Source organism: Marinobacter sp. (assembly GCF_052091845.1).
Lineage (GTDB): Bacteria > Pseudomonadota > Gammaproteobacteria > Pseudomonadales > Oleiphilaceae > Marinobacter.
Window position 1 is genome coordinate 38,839 of the sequence record NZ_JBQDCO010000023.1, and the last position, 15,158, is coordinate 53,996.

Consider the following 15,158-nt stretch of genomic DNA (forward strand, 5'->3'; position numbering starts at 1 on the left):
TTTACAGTGAGGCAGCAGATCGCGCTGCCTGGTCGTAGAGCCCGGATATTCCTCTCAGAAAGCCGGCTACCGCTCCGGTGTCGGCGCCTGAGAACCCAAGGCTTCGCAGCGAATCAACCAAACATTCCTCGCGAATTTCCCGGTAACGCCGACAAACGGCTATGCCTTCTTCTGTGGCGGAATAGTAGGTCTCTTTCCCGCGTTTATCCGACGCCAGCACCCCATGCTTTAGCAGTTTTTTGAGAGCGTAGGTCACGGTATGGCTGTCTTCTACATTCAAGACCAGGCAGATATCAGCCGTCTTTTTGGCGCGATGTCGGTGGTTCACACTATGCAGTACGAGCACATCCAGAGGGCTTAGTTCAGGCAGGCCAGCCGCGTTCATGCAGCGCACCATCCAGCGATTGAACGCATTGCCTGCGACAATCAGCCCGAATTCCAGTTCAGACAGTTCCATAGCGCTGCCAGAAGCCAGGTGTGCCGACGAAACAATGGGGCCTACTTTGCTGTGGGGTGCGCTGTCTTTGCCTGTGTCGCTTTTGGGGTTATGGATTTTGTTCATAATCACTCAGATACTCTTCATTAGCAGGTGCTTCGTTGGCCACTCACATCCGCAGGGTACTAGCGGCCCATTTTGCCAGGCAGGTAGGTGACGATTTCCGGGAATACCGTGATCAGTACAACACCGCTGAGGATCAGCAGGAAGTAAGGCAATGCGGCCCAGGCAATCCGCAGAATGTTCTCGCCACTTAAACCCTGAATCACGAAAAGGTTGAACCCTACAGGTGGAGTAATCTGGCTCATTTCCACGACGATCACGAGGTAAATACCAAACCATAGCGGGTCTATACCGGCTGACTGTACCATCGGGAGAATCACCGATGTGGTTAAGACTACAACCGATATGCCATCCAGAAAACAGCCCAGAAGTATGAAGAATAACGTAAGCGCCACCAGCAGCATGTAGGGCGACAAGCCCAGAGTGTTGATCCAGGAGGCCAGCTCACGTGGGAGACCCGTAAAGCCCATGGCGTTGGTTAAAAAGTGAGCTCCCACCAGAATAAATGCAATCATCGACGAGGTTCTTACCGTGCCCATCAGCCCGGCAACAAAGGTATGTCTGCTCATTGAACCGCTTTTCCACGACAGCAGGTGCGCCAGCGCGACCCCGATAGCGGCGGATTCAGTGGGCGACGCCAGGCCAGCGTAGATCGAGCCAATCACGCCGACAATCAACAGCATCACTGGAATAAGGGGGCGACTGCGTCGTATTTTTGCGGTGAACGAGAAGGATTCGGCTTCGCCTGCGGGTACCTCTGACGGGTTCAACAGTGACCAGACCATTACGTAGCCGGCAAACAGGCACATCAGTAGCAGGCCGGGAAGAATACCAGCCACAAACAACCGCGCGATGGATTGTTCGGTAGCTACGCCGTATACGATCAGAATAATAGAAGGCGGAATCAACAGCCCCAGCGTGGCTGATCCGGCCAGTGTGCCAAGGATCTGGTTTTTGTTGTAACCGCGCTGGCTTAACTCCGGGATCGACATTTTACCAATGGTTGCTGCGGTGGCGGCAGACGATCCGGAGATAGCTGCGAAAATGCCACAGCCTAAAATGTTGGTGTGCAGGAGCCGCCCGGGCACCTTGCCGACCCAGGGGGAAATGCCGCGGAACATTTCTTCTGACAAGCGTGAGCGGAACAGCACTTCGCCCATCCAGATAAACATGGGAAGCGCCGCCAGGTCCCAGGACACACTGGCACTGTAAAAAGCCGTCGACAGGCTGCTTCCAACTGGTATGCCGCTGAAAAAATACAGCGAAACACAACCGATGGCGGTTAATGAGAAGGCAACCCACAAGCCCGCGCCAAGAAACGCAAGAAGCAGGCAGAGAAGCAGAACACTTATCCAGATCATTTCCATATGGTTACTCCTGAGGCGCTTCGCTTGTCAGCTTGGCAATACGTCCGGTTGCAAGTGAGGCCAGAGCGTCCAGCAAAGCAATCAGTAGCCAGGCAAGGCCCAGGGTCATGACAAGCTGTGGAATCCACAATGGTACGGGTACCATGCCGATGGACAGATCGCCGTAATCGTAGCTGTCCCAGGTCAACCAGGCGCTGTGCCATGTGGCAAAGCCGGTAACCGCAGCGGCAACCAGCGTAACCGCCATATCCATGATCCGTTGCACATGTTTTGGCAATTGCTGAAGTACCAGGGTGACGCGGATGTGACCGCCCTGCCAGAACGTATAGGCAAGGCCAAAAAATGTTGCGCCAAGCAGAAGGAATGAAGCCAGTTCGGCAAGGCCGGGTACATTGAGGCCGAGTGCGTCGAGGCCTGCCCACCCCAGCAGCTCATCGAGTATGCGGCCCAGAACCTGGGCCACAATCAGCAACATGATAAGGGTTAGACACAGCGCAGACAGTGCGCCGCCCAGCCGGTAAAATGTATCAAGCGCTCGGCGCATTGGTCTGTTCTCTTATTATCGACTGGGTAATAGAGCGTTGTCGTTATTCGTTGTGGTAGGCATCAATCAGGGCCTGGCCATCTTCACCGGCACGCTCGAGCCACTCGTCCGTCATGGTTTCACCAACTTTTTGCAGGTGTTCGACCAGTTCCGGAGAAGGCTCGGAGACCTCAATGCCGTTATCCCGCATAATCTTTATTTTCGCATCTGTTTCCGCTTTGCTGGCTTCCCAGCCGCGCTTTTCTGCCACTTCAGCGGCGTCTTCCAGTGCTTTTTGGGCGTCTTCAGGTAGGCGGTCAAAAGCCTTTGCGTTAACGACGACCATATTTTTGGGCAGCCACAACTGGGCATGATTAAAGTGGGTCAGGTAATCCCAGGCGCGGGTGTTGGCCCCGGTAGACGGCGAGGTAATCATGGCATCAACACGGCCGGTGCCGAAGGCTGTTGGTATGTCGGGTACTTCAACCTGCGTGGGTATGGCCCCGAGCAGTTCCGCGAGCCGTTCGCTGGATTTGTTGTAGGCGCGCATTTTTACGCCTTCCAGCTCCTCACCGGTTTTCACTTCAAACCGGGTGTAAATACCCTGTGGAGGCCAGGGCACCGAGAAAAGCAGCTTCAGGCGTTGCTTCTCCAGGCGTTTGGCTAGCGCCTCTTTTGATGCTTGCCAGAGTTTCCACGCTTGGTCGTAGTCACTGGCCAGATAAGGCACCGAGTCGACCTCAAACAGTGGGTCTTCGTTGGCAAGGCGGGACATAATAAGTTCACCAATCGGCACCAGCCCGCGGCGCACCGAGTTTTTTATTTCCGAATGCTTGATCAGCGAGCCGCTGCTATGAACGGTAATGTCCAACTCACCGTCAGTTGCCTCTCGCACATCGTCAGCGAACTGCTGAATGTTGACTGTGTGGAAGTTGGAGTCGCCGTAGGGTGTTGGCATATCCCAGTCAGTGGCCTGGGCGTTACCAACCATCAAGGTGAGCGCCGCGGCGGTAAATACGCTGCCTACTCGTTTCAGATAAGACGCAGGGGAGGGGGTGATGCTGCTTTGCATGGTGTTTTCTCCTGGAGCTGACACGTCCCGGTAGGTGTCAACTGTGTTTGTTTTTGTATTTTTTAAAGCACAGGGCTCGCGTGGGTGACGGGAATCCGGTTTGTGCTTTATGTGATCAAAGCTAGCTGGACGACTCTGCACTGTCAAACATGACACCATTAAAAAATAGGGAAGTTGGCAGGTTTATGTCGACGATTTATCAACAAAGTGCTTTCGAGTTATCAGTTTTGTGGCCGGTTGCTGGCAGGTAGATGGCTCAGGAAAGGCGGCGAAAAAAGAAGGAAGGGGTCGACAGAACCAGGGCGGTGCCGGTTCTGTCGTAGAGTGTTAGCCAGGCGGAAGAGGGCGGGCTCAGGGGCGGGGGCTACCCATAATCGCTTTCATTTCTCCAGGCCGCGCAGCACCCTGCTTCATCTGAATGTTGCCACTTTCATCCCGGTAATAAGTGCTTGGTGTGGCGCTCAGCCCGAGGCTGGACATCAACTGGTTGTTTTTTCTTACCCGTTTTGCATTGGCGCTGACGATGGCACGGTCTACAGAAATGCCGCCATTATCGTGGTTTTGCTGGTTTTCATTCAGGGCGTCCCGGGGGTTGTCAGAGCCCAGAATGGTGGCAGCCTTTGGTAGGCTATCCTGCCTTAAAATGCCCACCATAACATGACGCAGCTGTACTTTTCCGGCATCAATCCAGGGCGCGGCGTCCTGGCGGAAACGGTGGCAATAGGGGCAATTAGGGTCGGTAAAGGTATAAATAATCACGGGCGCGTTGGCATCGCCATCGCGAACCCAGTCAGCGTCTTCCAACTGGCCCCAGGCTTTCTCATTTTTCGGCCCTTGTACCAACTCCTGAATTTTTGGTTCGGTGAGGTTTTCGCCGTCGGCATTGAGCATTGTCCCTACGACCACTTGCTCTTTGTCTGGCGTGAGATAAAAGGCGATGGGACGTCCCTGCATCTCTCCAACGTAGCCGGTCATGCCTCCGGGCGCGTCAAAGCTTTCGGTAATGGTAACGCCTCGGTCGACCAGTTGTTGAACTGCATCAGCGTGCGGTTCTTGCGCCAGTGTGGGAAGGCTTAAAACGCATGCACCCAGAGCGGCAGCAAGCAGCGAGGGTTTGAGCGTAGATTTTAATGGCGGCATCGTGAGTCTCCGAATCAGAGTTTATTCAGTGTCAAAGCTACTGAGATTATGGGCCAGGCTTGCTCGCGACAACTCGCCCAGGTGGGCGTTTACCTGTTGGCCGTTGGCGTCGTAAAACAGCGTTGTTGGCAGGGCCTGGCTGCCTGTGGTTCGGCCAAGGCTGGCACTGATATCTGTCAGGACATTTTGCAACGAAAGCTTATGTTGGCTCATGAACTGATTGATCGTTTCGGGCTGCTCACCCTGGTTTACAAAAACAAAGGTCACATCAGGGTTGTCCTGCTGGGCTTTTTCCAATACCGGCATTTCCCGGATACAGGGAGGGCACCAGCTGGCCCACAAATTGACAACCATGGGTTTATTGTCTGTTACTTGTGTCAGCTCAACAGGGGTGCCATCCAACAGGGTGAATGTCGCCTCGGGTATGCCTCTGGAACTGCTTTCCATCAAGCCTATCAGCAATGAAATAGCGCCCCAGGTTAACAGGCCTGAAGCTACGGCAATCGACAGTGGTCGGCGGATTTTGGCGTGGCGCCAAAGTTTCCAGGCAGTTAGTGCCAGGGCACCCAGTAGGCCAGCGATAACGTGAAAGCCTCCGTCGCGGATATCGATAATGCCCCACAGATTTTCCTGATAGTGTTCAAAGTATTGGATAACAAAACCGATGCGGGCCGCTACCATGGAAGCCAAAAAGATATCAGACAGGGCCCCGGCTATGGGAACACCCTCTTTGCGACCGGTAATCGCGCCAACGATCAGGGCGATAATAAACGCACCGATCAGCAGAAGCTGAGCAAGCGGCAAGCTCAGCGGGCCAAGATTAACGGATAACATCTTTTCTCCTTGTGAGAAGTAGCGTTCAGGGCGCTCTACTTCTGATGGTCAGGGTTGGTAACAAAGTCGATTGAAGGGCATACGACCGCTTGTTCAGGCATGAGTTCCTTAGTTTGCGTATTAGATCAGGAACGCAATCGCCGGGTACTGTCTGTCCAGAACCCGGCTTTGGTGGCTACCACATCAGGTCATCGGGAATTTCATAACCCGCGTAAGGATCGTCATCACCCAGGTCGTCTTCTTTGCGATCGTGCAGGGCAACCACAGCCTGTTCGTCGCGTTCTATAATCTTGCGGGCTACGCCTTCAGCTACAATCTCGTACTGATCATTAACAAACACAATGGCGAGCCGGCCACGGGAAAGCTGATCAGCCATGATGTCGTCCACGTACAGCTTCTTGATCTTTTTGTCGTGCACGAACTGATAAGAGATTTCACCCCGGCTACGATCCAGTCGATTGGTGTTTACCAGTTGGCGGATCTGAGCCTGGATGGCTTTTTTCTCGGCCTCTTGTTGGCGTTTGAGGTTTAACTGGCGATCGTGCTCGGCTTTTTCTTCCCGGGCCTGGCGGGCACGAGCTTCCGTTTCATTAACCTGCACGGCACCTTTGGGTTGTTGTTTGCGTTGCTTGTGTTTTTCATTGCGAATCGCCTTGGCCTTTTTCTGGTCGGCCAGGCCTGCTTTTAAAAGCTGATCCTGCAGGGACGCCATGGGATAACTCCATCAATTGATTATCAAGTCTGGTATTCTAGCGCTATAGTATACGCCCTCGTGTTTACCTTCTTAACCAGCAATCGCTGATTCCGGGATTTTCTTGTATGCCTTCCTTTAAAGAGTTTGAGCTGTCTGCAGCCATGCAGGCCAACCTTGCCCAACTGGGATTTTCCAAGCCAACGGATATTCAGGCTCAGGCACTGCCTCATTGTCTGGCCGGACGCGATGTGATCGCCATGGCGCAAACCGGTAGTGGTAAAACGGCCGCCTTTGGCATCGGGTTGATCGAAAGCCTTAAGCCAAAGCTGTTCGCGGTGCAGGGGTTAGTACTGTGCCCGACCCGCGAGCTGGCAGATCAGGTGGCAAAGGCATTGCGGGAAATGGCACGGTCGCAAGACAATATTAAAGTGCTTACCCTCTGTGGCGGTGTGTCCATCGGGCCTCAGATTGGCTCATTGGCTCACGGTGCACACATTGTTGTGGGTACTCCGGGGCGAATTGCTGATCATTTGCGTAAAGAGACCCTTGATTTGAAGCGTGTGACCACCCTGGTTTTGGATGAAGCAGATCGAATGCTCGATATGGGCTTTCAGGACACCATGGAAGAGATTCTCGGGTTCACCCCGAAACAGCGCCAGACGTTGATGTTTTCTGCTACCTGGCCAGACTCTATCCGCAAACTCAGTGCGGGTTTTCAGCGCGACCCAGTTGACGTGCGTGCGCAGACCCAAAGTGTGAATAAGGATATCCGTGAGCTGTTCTACGAAATATCTCCCCAGGAGCGCACCCGGGCAATCATAAGCTTGTTGTCTGAACATCAGCCGGCCTCTTGCCTGGTGTTTTGCTCTATGAAGCAGCAGTGTGATGAGTTGGCGGCAGAGTTGGGTAGCCAGGGTTTCTCCGCCCTGGCTTTGCATGGTGATCTTGAGCAGCGAGAACGCGACAGTGTACTGGTGCAGTTTTCAAACCAGAGTTGCCAGGTTCTGGTAGCCACTGACGTTGCAGCCCGTGGGCTGGATATCAAAGCGTTGCCTTTGGTTGTAAACGCAGAACCCGCCCGGGACCCGGAAGTGCATACCCATCGCGTAGGGCGCACGGGGCGTGCCGGCGAGGCAGGGCTTGCGGTCACTCTGTGCAGCCCGGCCCAGGGCCACAAGATCAACCGCCTTGAGAGTGACCGTGGCAGACCGGTTACCTGGGGCGATACGGAAATTTTACTTTCGGTTCCTGCGCAGCCAATCGCGCCAGCCATGAAAACCCTGTGCATTGGTGCGGGTCGCAAAGACAAGCTTCGACCGGGAGATGTGCTTGGTGCACTTACCGGAGAAGCGGGGCTGAATGGCAAGTCTGTTGGCAAAATTGATTTGTTTGATTTTCAGTGTTTCGTGGCTGTCGAAACAGGGCAGGCAGGTCGTGCCCTCAAGCGTCTGGAAAGCGGTCGTATCAAAGGTCGCAAGCTAAGGGTTAGGTTGGTCTGAAGCGTTCAGAGAGAGGGGAAGGCAGGCTTTTAAGGTAAGCCTGCTGCGCCAGCAGACGCTCGGAAAGTCCGTATTGTCATCTGCGTTTTGGTTGCTCACGGCTTGCGAAACCGGTAAATTACGCAGGATTTTGACTCCCGGCCTGCTCCGGCTCGATCTAAGTTTTAGGTGTTTCGGGTTTCCGGGTAAATCCATAAACCAATAACAGGTAGCTATTCAATATGGATGAGCTGATGTCTCAAGCCGTCGATCTGATGGTTGCGGGTATGGGGTTCGTGTTCGCGTTCCTGGTTTTCCTGGTGTTCGCGACTCTGCTTATGTCCAAACTGCTTACCAGGTTTGCTCCGCCAGAACCGGTGACCCCGGTTAAACAGCCTCGTGCCAAGCCCAAGGCACCGGTATCAGTAGATCCTGATACAGCCGAGGCTATCAAGAAGGCGATTGCACAATTCCGGTCACGCCACAAGAAGTGAATCCGGTAACCGATTAGATAGAACCTTTAAACAGAAGGCTGACACGATGACAGACACAAAGAAACCGCTGGGGATTACGGACGTAATACTGCGCGACGCCCACCAGTCCCTGCTTGCCACCCGCATGCGGCTTGACGACATGCTGCCCATTGCCGAGAAACTCGACAAAGTTGGTTTCTGGTCTTTGGAGTCCTGGGGTGGAGCTACCTTCGACTCCTGTATTCGCTACCTGGGCGAAGATCCGTGGGAGCGCATCCGTGAACTGAAAAAAGTCATGCCCAATACGCCCCAGCAAATGTTGCTGCGTGGCCAGAACCTTTTGGGCTATCGGCATTATGCGGATGACGTGGTCGAGCGGTTTGTTGATCGTGCCGCCGAGAACGGTGTCGATGTGTTTCGTATCTTTGACGCGATGAACGACCCACGTAACCTGCAAACGGCTATTAAGGCTGTCCGCAAGACCGGCAAGCACGCACAGGGTACTATCTCTTATACCACCAGTCCGGTACACACCGTTGATATGTGGGTAGAGCTGGCGAAAGAAGTGGCCGATATGGGTGCCGACTCTATTGCAATCAAGGATATGGCGGGCATTCTTAAGCCGTATGTGGCTTTTGATCTGGTTAGTCGACTGAAAAAAGAATTGGATATTCCGATTCATATGCAGTGCCACGCGACCACTGGCCTGTCCACCGCAACCGCTATTAAAGCGGCGGAAGCGGGTATCGATAACGTGGATACCGCTATCTCCTCAATGAGCATGACTTACGGCCACTCGCCCACAGAGGCGGTTGTCGCGTCCCTTCAGGGCACAGAGCGCGATACGGGTCTGGATTTGGTACTACTGGAAGAAATTGCCAGCTACTTCCGCGAAGTCCGCAAGAAGTATGGCAGGTTTGAAGGCAGCCTTCGGGGAACGGACTCCCGTATCCTGATTGCTCAGGTGCCCGGCGGCATGCTGACCAATATGGAGAACCAGCTTAAAGAACAGAACGCAGCAGACAAATTTGATGATGTTCTGGCGGAAATCCCCAAGGTTCGGGAAGATCTGGGTTTCATTCCACTTGTAACGCCTACGTCGCAGATTGTGGGTACCCAGGCGGTACTGAATGTTCTGACCGGTGAGCGCTACAAATCCATTTCCAAGGAAACCTCTGCAATCCTGAAGGGTGAGTACGGTTCCGCGCCAGCGGCTTTCAACAAAGAGTTGCAGGATCGTGTTCTGGACGGTGGCCAGGCCATCACTTGTCGCCCGGCGGATAACATTGAGCCGGAAATGGACAAGCTGACAGATGAACTGAAGAAGCTGGCAGACGAGAAAGGCATCAAGCTGGCGGATAATCCGGTTGATGATGTACTGACTTACGCTTTGTTCCCGCAGATCGGCCTGAAGTATCTGGAAAACCGTGGCAACCCCGACGCCTTCGAGCCGGTTCCATCGGTTGAGGGTTCGGCACCAGCTAAAAAGGCAAGTGGTCCAGAGACCTATACCGTGGATGTTAACGGCAAGAACTACGTGGTCGCCGTGTCTGAGGGTGGCGAAATTACCCAGATTCAAGGCGAGGGTGGTGCCTCTGTATCCGCCTCCGCTGCGCCTTCAACGCCCGCTCCGGCGGCTGGTGAAGGTGAACCGGTTACCGCACCGCTGGGTGGCAACATCTTCAAAGTGCTGGTTTCGCCAGGTGACGCTGTTGAAGAGGGCGATGTGTTAATCATTCTGGAAGCCATGAAAATGGAAACAGAGATTCGCGCACATAAAGCCGGCACTGTCGGTGAAGTCTTCATCAAGGTCGGTGATGCCGTCGCTGTTGAATATGAAATGCTGACAATCGCATAAGGGCCGGCTTTCCATGAATGAAATTATGACGTTATGGACAGGCAGTGGCCTGTTCAATTTAGGGCCCGGTCAGTTCTTCATGATCTGTATCGGTCTTCTTCTGCTGTTCCTTGCAATTCGCAAGGGCTTTGAGCCGTTGCTGCTGGTTCCGATTGGTTTTGGTGGCATTCTGGCGAACATTCCGGAGGCCGGATTGGCCCTGTCTGCCGCTGAAAATGCCATCCACATTGCAAGCCCTGATGCGCTTCTGGCGCTTGCAGGTATTCTGGATGTGGGTTATCAAGCAGGCCAGGTGGTCACCCCTGAAGTTTTAGAGGCATTCAGGGAAGCCTACAAAATGGCAGATTATGCGACGGTTCAGCAGGCCGGTGTTATGGCTCAGAGTATGGGTTACACCAATGGCATGCTTTACAACTTCTACACGGTTTCTATCGCCAGTGGTGCTGCTCCGCTAATCATCTTCATGGGTGTGGGTGCCATGACGGACTTTGGTCCGCTGTTGGCTAACCCCAAAACATTGCTGCTGGGTGCAGCTGCCCAGTTCGGTATTTTTGGTACCGTGCTTGGTGCGGCGTTACTCAATTGGAGTGGTGTTATGGACTTCACCATTCTTGAAGCAGCGGCGATTGGCATCATCGGCGGTGCCGACGGCCCAACCTCTATCTACGTATCAAGCATCCTTGCGCCGCACCTGCTGGGTGCCATCGCGGTGGCTGCCTATTCGTATATGGCTCTGGTTCCAATGATCCAGCCGCCTATTATGAAGGCGTTGACCACGGAGAAAGAGCGTTCGATCAAGATGTCTCAGCTTCGCCCGGTGAAAAAGACGGAAAAAATTGTCTTTCCGATCGTTGTGCTGGTTGCGACTGCTCTGTTCCTGCCGGATGCGGCGCCGCTGCTGGGCATGTTCTGCTTCGGTAACCTGATGCGCGAATGCGGTGTGGTTGAGCGTTTGAGCGACACCTCCCAGAACGCACTGATTAACATTGTGACCATTTTCCTGGGTCTCTCTGTTGGTTCAAAGCTGGGCGCAGACAAGTTCCTGGATCTTCAGACACTGGGTATTCTGTTGCTGGGCATGGCGGCATTCTGTGTGGGCACTTCGTGCGGTGTTCTGATGGCCAAGCTGATGAACAAGCTAACCAAGGAGCAAATCAACCCATTGATTGGTTCAGCGGGCGTATCGGCGGTACCGATGGCGGCGCGGGTGTCCAACAAGGTTGGTCTTGACGCGAATCCCCATAACTTCCTGCTGATGCACGCAATGGGGCCGAACGTTGCCGGCGTTATTGGCTCGGCTGTTGCTGCGGGTGTAATGATAAAGCTGCTAGGCTGATCGTTTCTTCGTGGTACTGAAAACCCCGCCTTGCGTTTGCCTGGCGGGGTTTTTTTGTTTATTTAATCCAGGGTTTTTAAACGGCTTAGCTCGTTATCCAGTATTTCAACCTCTTTATCGAGTGACTCACCGCTACCGCGCACTCGCTGAGCAAGCTTGTTCAGATCACTGGCGGCATCGCCAATGGCGGTCAGGTTACGGTTGATCTCTTCACTGACCGAGCTTTGTTCTTCTGCTGCTGTGGCCACCTGAGTGACGTGCTCAACAATGGTAGCGATACGTGTTACCACGGTTGCCAGCGAGTGGTCGGCCTCACGAGTACCATCAACAGCCATAGTGGCCCGCTCAACACCTGTATTGATCACGGCTACCGTTTGATGCACCTCTTGTTGCAAGCCATCAATCATCTGGCTGATTTCGTCGGTAGACTGCTGTGTACGCGATGCCAGTGTGCGCACCTCATCGGCCACCACAGCAAACCCTCGACCCTGCTCTCCGGCCCGGGCGGCTTCAATAGCAGCATTCAGTGCCAGCAGGTTGGTTTGCTCGGCAACGCCTCGAATGACATCCAGAATACGGTTGATTTCATCACTTCGGCTGGCGACATGACCAATCGCCTTGCTGGCCTCGCCCATATCATCGGCCAAGGCGCTTACACCCCCAACCGCAGAACCCAGGGTCTCCTGAGTAAAGCGAATACCATCCTGTGCCTGGCGAGCATTCTCGGCAGATTCACTGGCAAAACCGGCCACTTCACCAGCGGCCGCTGACATTTCATTCATCGCCGTGACCACGCTGTCTACTTCGCGGTGCTGTCGTGTTGTGTTTTCCTCGGTATCCCGGGCTATGGTGCCGACATCCGTTGCTTGCTGATGTACGCGAACATTCACCGCTTTCAGGTCGTTTATCATATCGCGCAGGCGTGCCAGGAAGGTGTTGAAACCATTGGCAAGTTCAATCAGCTCAGCATGGGTGTCAATATCCAGCTCTCGGGTCAGATCGCCTTCAGCGCTGCTGAGGCTGTTCATACGGTCGCGGATTTCATCCAGCGGCCGAGTCACAGAACGAACCATCACGACCAGCATCAACAATGAAAAAATGGATACTGCAACACCCACCAGTAACTGGCGTTGCGCTGTTGCTGAAACCTCTTTTGAAAGCAGTGTGGTTATCTCGTCAAGCTGTGCGAGCGCCGTAGCACGTGGCAACTCAATCAGTAGCGACCATTCCCGGCCAGTGTCCGCGACACGAACCGGATATGATACCGCAAGCGTTTCACCGTCATCATAGCGGCCACCCTCGCGATGCAGTGCTGCCATCTTATCTGCCTGCCCGCGCATCACCTCGGCCAAGGGCCGAGCCAAGGCATTACCATAGTGACTGCTTGCTACAATTAAGCTTTTCTCGCTCAGCAAAGTGACGTGGGATTGCCCGTTATAAAGCTGACCGCTGACAGACTTGACAGTGTCTTGCAAGGTATCAAGGTTGATGTCTACACCGACAACGCCGGCAAAGTCACGACCGGCCATAATGGGCACCACCAGCGTGGTCACCAGCTTGCTGTAGCCGTCTTCAATCTCATAGTTATACGGTTCCATAATGCAGGAACCTTTGGTTTCCATCGGGCAGAAATACCACTCCGCTTCGCGGGCGCCGAACTCGTTCCGGGTTTCATCGTATTTTTCCTCGGGATCATCAACCCGTTCAAACTGAATATCACCATTACGATCACGAAAATAGTAGATCTCCAGCGTGCCTGTGCTGGTGCTGTGATCTTCCACGTTCCCGGTGAAGTAGCGGTCCTGACCATCGTACGCATCGGGTTCAAATTGGGCGTAAATAGTACTGAGGTCTTGCTCTGTCACTAATACTGCACGCACCGCGTCGGATAAGGCGCTGCGACTGATCCGCGCAGAGTTGTCGGCCGCAATATTCTCTTGAATAATGTCGCGCACGACTCCCGGAACTTTGAACGCTGCGTTGAACTTACCGCTCACCTGTTCGCCGTACTCGCCTGCCGTCGCAGACAGACGGTCCATGACAATGTCCTGCACCAGCGTACTGGTGTCTTCTGTCAGACTGCTTTCCATCTGGTTTAGCGACAACTGCGCTGTCACCATCATGCTGACGCCCATTATCAGCAGCAAGCTGATAACCAGGGCGTAAAGCTTGACCTTAAGCGGTAGCTTTTTCATATCTTAATAAACCTTCTCGGGTTCGATAATCAATCGGCGTAGTGTGGGTTGTCTTTCCCACAGCTACGCCCCGGGGTGTGCACGTGGTCTACTCAGGTCTTTTTATAAGTGTGCTTATGGTGAACCCTGGAATATATAATAGGCTCTGTTATGAAAGAGGTTATCGGCCGATAGGTGAACTGTTTGAAGCGATAAACGTTGGTTTCCTGTAACAGAACGTGAACTACTGGCAACAGGCATAACGAGTAAAGGAATGAAATATGGCGACAAAGCGCAACGAGAGGGTACTGCAGCATGGCAAACGGTTTTTCATGGTCACGGCTGGGGGCGCACTGATTGCCATGGGGTTGGGCCAGAACGCCCTGGCGCAGCCAGCTGAGCCGATCACCCGGCTTGACGCGATTACCGTTGAAGGTAACCGCTTTTATGAGATGCCTTCATCGGAAGCTACCGGCGGCTACGGCATAGATTCGGCAACTGTAGGCACCAAAACACCCGCCACACTGCGGGATATACCCCAGTCAGTCAGTGTGGTGACCCGTGAGGCCATCGACGACCAACGGTTGGTTACGCTGGATGAGCTTGGACGCCGTACACCCGGAATGCGTGTGCTATCGAACGACAACGGACGTTCGTCCATCTATGCCCGTGGTTATGAATATGATGAATACAACATCGACGGTTTACCGGCACCGAATACCAGTGTGGCGGTCAGTTCGACATCGCCGGCCCAATGAATGCGGATGGCAGTGTCCGTGGCCGGGTGGTGGCAGATCATACCGAGCACGCCCGCTTTGTAGATCATAACGACAACAAACAAGATGATGTTTATGCGGCCCTGGATATCGATCTTGGCGACTCAACCACCCTGGGAATCGGCTTTGTGCATAACAACAAAGACATTGTGGTTAATAACGGCCAACCGGTCGACAGTGATGACAAGCTTACTTACGGCTCGCGCTCGGATTTCTATGGCGCGCGCTGGAATAATTTTGAAAGTGACTCCAATGATTGGATTGCGGAATTGACACACAGTTTTTCTGGCGGCGGGGTTGGTCAGCTGTTGGCGCGATATTCTGATCGTGATGCAAACTATAACTACGCTTTTGGCGGCAGTGCTCTGGATAACAATCAGGAGCTCAAGGTGGCTGGAACCGGCAGTAAGGTTAAGCAGCAGGCGCTGTCGGTTGATGCCAGTTACAGCAAGCCATTCGAGCTCTTCGATAACGTTAATGAATTCGTTGTAGGGACTGATTTCAAGCGTTACGACACAGACACTCAGGCGGGACGTGCGCGGGGGCTGACCAGTGGTACGGTTACCCTTGAAGGGCTGAACGACCTGTCTTTTGTGGATATTCTGGAAACGGCGAGGGTGGGAACGCCCGGGTATAAATACAGTGATACAAAAAGCACTCTCAAGGAAACCGGGCTATACGCCAAACTGACGGTGCGGCCTGTGGAATCTCTGGCTTTGATCGCTGGGAGCCGGGGGAGCCGTTATGAGATTGAGGAAACAGATCGTGTTGCTGGAAACGTACAGGATCGTAATGACAGTACCTTTACCCCTTACGCAGGCCTAGCCCGGATTTCTCATGAAGGGATAAAAAGAAGCGGCTAAAAGTGCTATGA

Annotated in this window: 14 protein-coding genes; 6 read left to right on the forward strand and 8 right to left on the reverse strand. The window is 53.7% G+C overall.

The features are described 5' to 3' along the window. Position 1: 1 nt before the first annotated feature. From ACTHYN_RS09265 to ACTHYN_RS09295, 7 genes are all read right to left on the reverse strand, one after another. Entirely contained in the window at positions 2 to 562 is a 561-nt protein-coding gene (locus tag ACTHYN_RS09265; RefSeq protein WP_441812166.1) for a winged helix DNA-binding protein, read from the reverse strand. Between the two features lie 59 nt (positions 563 to 621). Further along, positions 622 to 1,926 carry a TRAP transporter large permease gene (locus tag ACTHYN_RS09270; RefSeq protein ID WP_441812167.1) on the reverse strand — a complete coding sequence of 435 codons (1,305 nt, stop codon included), beginning with the start codon at positions 1,924 to 1,926 and terminating at the stop codon, positions 622 to 624. Between the two features lie 4 nt (positions 1,927 to 1,930). Then, positions 1,931 to 2,470, reverse strand: a complete 540-nt coding sequence (locus tag ACTHYN_RS09275; RefSeq protein WP_441812168.1) for a TRAP transporter small permease — start codon at positions 2,468 to 2,470, stop codon at positions 1,931 to 1,933. 43 nt (positions 2,471 to 2,513) lie between these two features. Next, entirely contained in the window at positions 2,514 to 3,521 is a 1,008-nt protein-coding gene (locus ACTHYN_RS09280; RefSeq protein ID WP_441812169.1) for a TRAP transporter substrate-binding protein, read from the reverse strand. 351 nt (positions 3,522 to 3,872) lie between these two features. Continuing rightward, entirely contained in the window at positions 3,873 to 4,661 is a 789-nt protein-coding gene (gene dsbG, locus ACTHYN_RS09285) for a thiol:disulfide interchange protein DsbG (RefSeq protein ID WP_441812170.1), read from the reverse strand. A 21-nt stretch (positions 4,662 to 4,682) separates the two neighbouring features. Beyond that, positions 4,683 to 5,495, reverse strand: a complete 813-nt coding sequence (locus ACTHYN_RS09290) for a prolipoprotein diacylglyceryl transferase family protein (protein WP_441812171.1) — start codon at positions 5,493 to 5,495, stop codon at positions 4,683 to 4,685. A 175-nt stretch (positions 5,496 to 5,670) separates the two neighbouring features. Continuing rightward, positions 5,671 to 6,207: a DUF2058 domain-containing protein gene (locus ACTHYN_RS09295; protein WP_441812172.1), complete on the reverse strand. Its 537-nt coding sequence runs from the start codon at positions 6,205 to 6,207 to the stop codon at positions 5,671 to 5,673. Between the two features lie 107 nt (positions 6,208 to 6,314). On the opposite strand from ACTHYN_RS09295, the gene dbpA reads away from it, so the two are divergent. The 4 genes from dbpA to ACTHYN_RS09315 all read left to right on the forward strand — a co-directional run bounded on the left by dbpA (position 6,315) and on the right by ACTHYN_RS09315 (position 11,334). After that, entirely contained in the window at positions 6,315 to 7,688 is a 1,374-nt protein-coding gene (gene dbpA / locus ACTHYN_RS09300) for an ATP-dependent RNA helicase DbpA (RefSeq protein WP_441812173.1), read from the forward strand. A 221-nt stretch (positions 7,689 to 7,909) separates the two neighbouring features. Then, positions 7,910 to 8,161, forward strand: coding sequence for an OadG family protein (locus tag ACTHYN_RS09305; protein ID WP_441812174.1), 252 nt, complete (start codon positions 7,910 to 7,912; stop codon positions 8,159 to 8,161). Between the two features lie 46 nt (positions 8,162 to 8,207). Further along, entirely contained in the window at positions 8,208 to 9,998 is a 1,791-nt protein-coding gene (gene oadA / locus ACTHYN_RS09310; RefSeq protein WP_441812175.1) for a sodium-extruding oxaloacetate decarboxylase subunit alpha, read from the forward strand. 13 nt (positions 9,999 to 10,011) lie between these two features. Continuing rightward, positions 10,012 to 11,334, forward strand: a complete 1,323-nt coding sequence (locus tag ACTHYN_RS09315) for a sodium ion-translocating decarboxylase subunit beta (protein ID WP_441812176.1) — start codon at positions 10,012 to 10,014, stop codon at positions 11,332 to 11,334. A 62-nt stretch (positions 11,335 to 11,396) separates the two neighbouring features. Here ACTHYN_RS09315 and ACTHYN_RS09320 read toward each other — a convergent pair whose 3' ends face one another. Beyond that, positions 11,397 to 13,529: a methyl-accepting chemotaxis protein gene (locus tag ACTHYN_RS09320; protein ID WP_441812177.1), complete on the reverse strand. Its 2,133-nt coding sequence runs from the start codon at positions 13,527 to 13,529 to the stop codon at positions 11,397 to 11,399. 260 nt (positions 13,530 to 13,789) lie between these two features. Here ACTHYN_RS09320 and ACTHYN_RS09325 point away from each other — a divergent pair, with 260 nt between their 5' ends. Next, positions 13,790 to 14,266, forward strand: a complete 477-nt coding sequence (locus ACTHYN_RS09325) for a TonB-dependent receptor plug domain-containing protein (RefSeq protein WP_441812178.1) — start codon at positions 13,790 to 13,792, stop codon at positions 14,264 to 14,266. Further along, positions 14,263 to 15,147 carry a TonB-dependent receptor domain-containing protein gene (locus ACTHYN_RS09330; RefSeq protein WP_441812179.1) on the forward strand — a complete coding sequence of 295 codons (885 nt, stop codon included), beginning with the start codon at positions 14,263 to 14,265 and terminating at the stop codon, positions 15,145 to 15,147. The genes ACTHYN_RS09325 and ACTHYN_RS09330 overlap by 4 nt, the downstream gene beginning before the upstream one ends. The last annotated feature ends 11 nt before the right edge of the window (positions 15,148 to 15,158 follow it).